The sequence below is a fragment of the Achromobacter maghribensis genome, from assembly GCF_057334215.1.
The window spans coordinates 107438-112131 of the sequence record NZ_JBHFII010000017.1; the positions used below are offsets into that span (position 1 = coordinate 107438).

General features: G+C 68.7%; 6 protein-coding genes and 1 pseudogene. 3 read left to right on the forward strand and 4 right to left on the reverse strand.

Annotated elements, in window-relative coordinates; genetic code table 11:
• The 3 genes from ACE039_RS07320 to ACE039_RS07330 all read right to left on the reverse strand — a co-directional run.
• Window positions 1-582: MlaD family protein (locus tag ACE039_RS07320; protein WP_485822011.1), on the reverse strand; the 582-nt coding region annotated here is incomplete at its 3' end.
• Window positions 569-1408 carry an ABC transporter ATP-binding protein gene (locus ACE039_RS07325; protein WP_310035099.1) on the reverse strand — a complete coding sequence of 280 codons (840 nt, stop codon included), beginning with the start codon at window positions 1406-1408 and terminating at the stop codon, window positions 569-571. The genes ACE039_RS07320 and ACE039_RS07325, both read right to left, overlap by 14 nt.
• Complete coding sequence (locus tag ACE039_RS07330; RefSeq protein WP_448711547.1) at window positions 1408-2538, reverse strand: MlaE family ABC transporter permease; 1131 nt, start codon at window positions 2536-2538, stop codon at window positions 1408-1410. The genes ACE039_RS07325 and ACE039_RS07330 overlap by 1 nt, the downstream gene beginning before the upstream one ends.
• A 97-nt stretch (window positions 2539-2635) precedes the next feature.
• On the opposite strand from ACE039_RS07330, the gene ACE039_RS07335 reads away from it, so the two are divergent.
• From ACE039_RS07335 to ACE039_RS07345, 3 genes are read left to right on the forward strand one after another with little or no spacing between them, the layout of a single operon-like run.
• On the forward strand, window positions 2636-3487 hold the full coding sequence (locus tag ACE039_RS07335) for a biotin--[acetyl-CoA-carboxylase] ligase (RefSeq protein WP_448711537.1): 852 nt from the start codon (window positions 2636-2638) through the stop codon (window positions 3485-3487).
• Window positions 3484-4290, forward strand: coding sequence for a type III pantothenate kinase (locus tag ACE039_RS07340; protein WP_448711538.1), 807 nt, complete (start codon window positions 3484-3486; stop codon window positions 4288-4290). Before ACE039_RS07335 ends, ACE039_RS07340 begins: the two co-directional genes overlap by 4 nt.
• A 12-nt stretch (window positions 4291-4302) precedes the next feature.
• The gene (locus tag ACE039_RS07345) at window positions 4303-4467 is read left to right on the forward strand and encodes a hypothetical protein (RefSeq protein ID WP_169273418.1); all 165 of its coding nucleotides are present in this window, start codon (window positions 4303-4305) and stop codon (window positions 4465-4467) included.
• Between the two features lie 40 nt (window positions 4468-4507).
• Here ACE039_RS07345 and ACE039_RS07350 read toward each other — a convergent pair.
• Window positions 4508-4694 (reverse strand): annotated as a pseudogene (locus ACE039_RS07350) (3-deoxy-D-manno-octulosonic acid transferase); the annotation flags it as partial.

The window sequence follows — 4694 nt, forward strand, 5'->3', positions numbered from 1 at the left end:
GGCCCCCCCCCCACGGCTGGCTTCCTTCAGCGATTGCGTCAGGTCGGTCGCATTCTGCAGGCTGGCGGTCAGCGCCTGCACGTTCTGTTCGCTCAGCACGCGACGCAACTGCTCGGTGACTTCTTCCACGTTCGAGATCAGCTTGCCGCCGCGCTGCTCGATGCGGTCGAGGAAGCCCGGGCGCAGCGGGATGGCGGCGGGATGCTCGGCCGACGATGCCAGGCGCTTGAGCGATGTACCGTCGTCGCGCAGCTCCACATTGGCCATGCCGGTTACGCCCTGCACGCCCAGTTCGGCCCAGGTCGACTCGGTGATCGGCGTGTTCGGCGCCACGCCGATGCGGATGCGCACCTGGCCCGGCTTGTTCGGATTCAGCGCCAGCGACTGCACTTTGCCGACCGGCACGCCCTGGTAGCGGACGGCCGACTGCGGATTCAGCCCGCTGACCGCCGTGGCCGACACGATTTCGTACGTTTGCAGCTTGGTCCGGTCCCGGCCGATCCAGACGGCCACCAACGCAGCGGCGGCCAGCAGGACCAGCGTAAAGATCCCGGCCATGAGCGCATGACTACGGTTTTCCATGATGCAATCCCTTCGGCGCCAGGTCTCCAAGCGCGCGCAGACCGCGTTCGCCCAGGAAGAATGTGTGAATGAACGGGTGATCGACCTTCAGGACTTCCGGCACCGTGTCGCACACGATCACCCGCTTGTCCGCCAGCACGGCGACACGCGTGGCCAACGCAAGCAGCGTGTCCAGATCGTGCGTCACCATGACGACGGTAAATCCCAACTGCCGGTGCAAACTGCGCACCAGGTCCACGAATTCGTCCGACCGCAACGGATCCAGTCCGGCCGTGGGCTCGTCCAGGAACACCAGTTCGGGGTCGAGCGACAGCGCGCGCGCCAGCGCCACGCGCTTGACCATGCCGCCGGACAGGTCCGAAGGCCGCTTGCCGGCGTCCTGCGCCGACAGGCCCACCATCGCCAGCCGGCACATGACGACGTCGCGCACCAGGTCCTCCGGCACCGTGCGCAGCTCGCGCAGCGGCAAGGCCACATTGTCGAACACCGACAGCGCCGAGAACAGCGCCCCCGCCTGGAACAGCATGCCCCAGCGGTAAGACAGGCGCCTGCGCTCACCAGGCGACAGGTCGAACAACGAATGCCCCAGCACTTTCACGATGCCGGCGGCGGGCTGGTCCAAGCCGATGATCTGGCGCAGCAGCACCGTCTTGCCGGTGCCGGAGCCACCCACAAGCACCAGGATTTCGCCCGGGAAGACGGTCAGGTCCAGATTGTCATGGACGACGTGGTCGCCAAAAGCGGTGCGCAGCCCCCGCACCGAGATGACGGGTTCGACCGTGACGCTGTCGTCAGTGAACAATCGATGCTGGGCGGCGCCGCTCATCAGATGCCCACCGAGCTGAAGATGATGGCGTAAAGCGCGTCCAGCAGGATCACGCCCGTGATGGACGTCACGACCGACGTTGTCGTGCCGCGGCCCAGGCTTTCCGTGTTGGGCTGGATGCGCAAGCCGAAATGGCAGGCAATCAGGGCGATCAGGATGCCGAAGGTCACGCCCTTCAGGATGCCGATCCAGTAATTGGTCAGCGAGATGGCGTCCGGCAGCGATGTCAGGAACCACTGCGCCGAGACGCCAAGCTGCATCTGCGCGGCCAGCATGCCGCCCAGGATCGCCATGGCGTCCGTCCACAACACCAGCAGCGGCATCGTCACGGCCAGCGCGATCACGCGCGGCAGGATCAGCCGCTGCCCGTGCGAAATGCCCATGACCAGCATCGCGTCCAGCTCCTGCGTCACGCGCATGACGCCGATCTGCGCCGTGATGGCCGACCCGGACCGGCCCGCCACCAGGATGGCCGCCAGCACAGGGCCGAGTTCGCGCACGATGGACACGCCCAGCAGCCGGACGATGAAGCGGTCGGCGCCGATCATCTGGAGTTGCTGCGCCGAGAGATACGACAACACCACCCCGATCAGGAAGCCGACCAGCGCCGTGATGCCCAGCGCCTGCGCGCCGGTGCGATACACCTGCGCCGAAATCTCGCGCCACGGGCCCAGCCTCGGGCGGCGCAGCATGCCACCCAGGTCCAGCATCAGTTGGCCCAACATGATGAGTAGCGCCCTGCCGTTTTCAGCGCCGTGCAATATTGCGCCGCCCAGGGCGCGCACCCAGCCCCACGATTCCGCCTTGGGCTCGGGCGCCCGGGCGCCGCCCTTGTTCATGGCCAGCGCATTGAAGACGTCTTGCTGGCCGGCCGACCAGCGCACCCGTTCGGGCAGCTTTTCGCCCCAGGCCTGCCAGATGAGCAACGCGCCGATCGTGTCCAGCCGGCTGATGCCGTGCAAGTCCCAGCGCACGCCATCCTGGACCGCGCGGGCCAAGGCCGACCGCCGGCGTTCGACTTCGCCCGCCTCCGCCAACGCCAGGACGCTCCAGTCGCCCGCCACATGGCAGGCGTTCCCGTCCTGGCGGAACGGCGCGGCGGTAGACGCGGACGAAGCGGTTTGCGGCATGTAGGAGGGGGACAGATGCAAAAAATGTATCGCCAATCATAAACGCTTGAAGGCCGAAAGGCCGCGACGGCCGGCCGCGTGCCCTACAATCGCCGCCATGTCCGATCACGTCCGCCCTATCGACCTGCCCGCGCCGGAAGCTCTGGCCCGAGAGCTAGGCTCGCGCCTGCCCGTATTCCAAGACATTGCCTGGACAGGCAGCACCGGCTCGACCAACGCCGACCTGCTGGCCCGCGCCCGGTCGGGCGCCGGCGCCGGCAAGCCCTGGCTGCTGGGCACCCATTTGCAAGAAACCGGCCGCGGCCGCGCGGGCCGCCCCTGGCAGAATCGGTCGGGCTCCACGCTGATGTTCTCGTGCGCGTTCGACGTCCATCTGCCGGCCGCGCAGCTGCCAGCACTGTCCCCATTAGCGGGCGTGGCGGCATGCGAGGCCTTGCGCGCCGTCGCCGGCCCCGAGGCCCGGGGCCTGTGCATGAAATGGCCCAACGACGTCCAATGGCATGACGCCAAGCTGGCGGGCGTGCTGGTGGAGACCACCCGTAACCCCGGCGGCCGCGAGGCCGGCTACACCGTCGTCATCGGCATGGGCGTGAACCTTATCGACGCAGCGGAACTGTCCCAGGCACTGGGCCGCGAGGTCGCCGACTGGACGCAGGTGCAAGCCCGGGCGCACCGCCTGGCCACCGCCGCCGATCTGGTCTGTGCCAGCGCCACCGCCTGGCACGAAGCCGTGCAGACGCTGGAACGCGAGGGCTTCGCGGCATTCCAGCAGCGTTTCGACCAAGTGGACGCGCTGGCGGGCCGCATGGTCAATGTGCTCGAGAAAGGCGATATCCTGCTCAGTGGCGCCGCCAGCGGCGTGGACGAGCAAGGCCGCCTGCTGGTGGGCACGCCCGACGGCGCCACACCCATTTCGATCGGTGAAATTTCGATTCGGCGCCAAGCATGATCATTCTTATCGACTCCGGCAACAGCCGTCTCAAAGTGGGTTGGCTGGACGCCAGCAACCCCGACATGCCGCGCGAACCGGCGGCCGTCGCGTTCGACGGCCTGGACCTGGAGGCGCTGGACCGCTGGCTGGCTGCCCTGCCGCGCCGCCCGCTGCGCGCGTTAGGCGTGAACGTGGCAGGCGACGCCCGGGGCACGGCCATTGCCGCCATCCTGCAAAAACACGGCTGCGCGGTCGCCTGGTCGCCCTCGCAAGCCAGCACGCTGGGCCTTACCAACAGCTATCGCGTGCCGACCCAACTGGGCGCCGACCGCTGGGCTTCGCTGCTGGGCGTGCTGTCGCGCCTGCCCGGCGCACACCCGCCTTTCGTGCTGGCCAGCTTCGGCACCGCCACCACCATCGATACCGTCGGCCCTGACAACGTCTTCGCCGGCGGCTTGATCCTGCCCGGTCCGGCCATGATGCGCACGTCGCTGGCGCACGGCACCGCCAATTTGCCGATCGCCAATGGCCAGGTCGTGCCCTACCCCGTCGATACCCACGAAGCCATCGCCTCGGGCATCGCAGCAGCCCAGGCCGGCGCCGTCGTGCGCCAATGGCTGGCTGGCCGCCAGCGTTATGGGCAGACCCCGCAGATCTACGCGGCCGGCGGCGGCTGGCCCGAAGTCCACCAGGAGATCGAGCGGTTGCTGGCGGATGCCGGCGGCGCGTTCGGCGTCGCGCCGGTACCGGTCTACCTGGATCACCCCGTCCTGGACGGCTTGGCCGCAGTGGCGCGCGCCACCCTGGACACCCACGCCTGAACGAGGCCCGCCATGCGAGTGCTCTTCATCCTGATCTTGCTGGCCAATCTGTGGATACTGGCGCTGGGCCAGGGCTGGATCGGCGTGCGGCCCGAAGACGAAGGCCGCGACACCCGCCGTTTCAGCCAGGAGCTGAACCCGGGCGCGGTAACGCTGGTACCGCGGAAAACGCCTTAACGGCTTGCCCTGCGGCCGGCGCGCTGGACGCGCGGGCCGTTCAATCCAGCCAGGGCGCCAATGCGTCCAGCGTGCGCCGCGTGGCCCCCGCATGCGTGTCGAACCATGCCCGGGCCGCCTGGCTGGCCGCTTCGCGGCGCGGCGCATCGGCCACCAACGCCATCGCACGGTCCACCGCCTGCTCCGCATCCGCCACGCGCCACGCCGCGCCTGCGGCGATGGCGTCT

What these genes read in the sequence shown, in the direction of transcription:
- ACE039_RS07325 (WP_310035099.1), bottom strand. Translation starts at nt 1,408, where the DNA reads ATGAGCGGCGCCGCCCAGCATCGATTGTTCACTGACGACAGCGTCACG.
- ACE039_RS07330 (WP_448711547.1), bottom strand. Translation starts at nt 2,538, where the DNA reads ATGCCGCAAACCGCTTCGTCCGCGTCTACCGCCGCGCCGTTCCGCCAG.
- ACE039_RS07335 (WP_448711537.1), top strand. Translation starts at nt 2,636, where the DNA reads ATGTCCGATCACGTCCGCCCTATCGACCTGCCCGCGCCGGAAGCTCTG.
- ACE039_RS07340 (WP_448711538.1), top strand. Translation starts at nt 3,484, where the DNA reads ATGATCATTCTTATCGACTCCGGCAACAGCCGTCTCAAAGTGGGTTGG.
- ACE039_RS07345 (WP_169273418.1), top strand. Translation starts at nt 4,303, where the DNA reads ATGCGAGTGCTCTTCATCCTGATCTTGCTGGCCAATCTGTGGATACTG.